Source organism: Arthrospira sp. PCC 8006 (assembly GCF_046480465.1).
Lineage (GTDB): Bacteria > Cyanobacteriota > Cyanobacteriia > Cyanobacteriales > Microcoleaceae > Limnospira > Limnospira platensis.
Genome location: NZ_PKGG01000597.1, coordinates 1 through 376, shown reverse-complemented (window position 1 = coordinate 376; position 376 = coordinate 1). Strand labels below are relative to the sequence as shown.

Annotated in this window: 1 pseudogene; it reads right to left on the bottom strand. The window is 60.6% G+C overall.

The window, feature by feature from the left end:
• Nucleotides 1-376: pseudogene (locus B9T16_RS29540) on the bottom strand (hypothetical protein); the annotation flags it as partial.

The window sequence follows — 376 nt, the reverse complement described above, 5'->3', positions numbered from 1 at the left end:
GGTTGTAAAGCGGAATTCCGTTGCGCCGGGCCACCGCGTAATCGTTGAAATCATGCGCGCCGGTGATCTTCACCGCGCCCGAGCCGAAGGCCGGGTCAGGGTATTCATCGGTGATGATGGGGATCAGGCGGCGGTGTTCTTTCGGGCCGACAGGGATTTCACAGAGTTTGCCGACGATCGGCGCATAGCGCGCATCTGACGGGTGCACCGCCACCGCGCCATCGCCCAGCATGGTTTCAGGCCGGGTGGTGGCAATGGCGATATAATCGCGGATCTCATCCACCACCACATTGCCCTCGCCGTCCTTTTCGACGTAGCGATAGGTCTCTCCACCGGCCAGCGGGTATTTGAAATGCCACATATGGCCATCGACCTC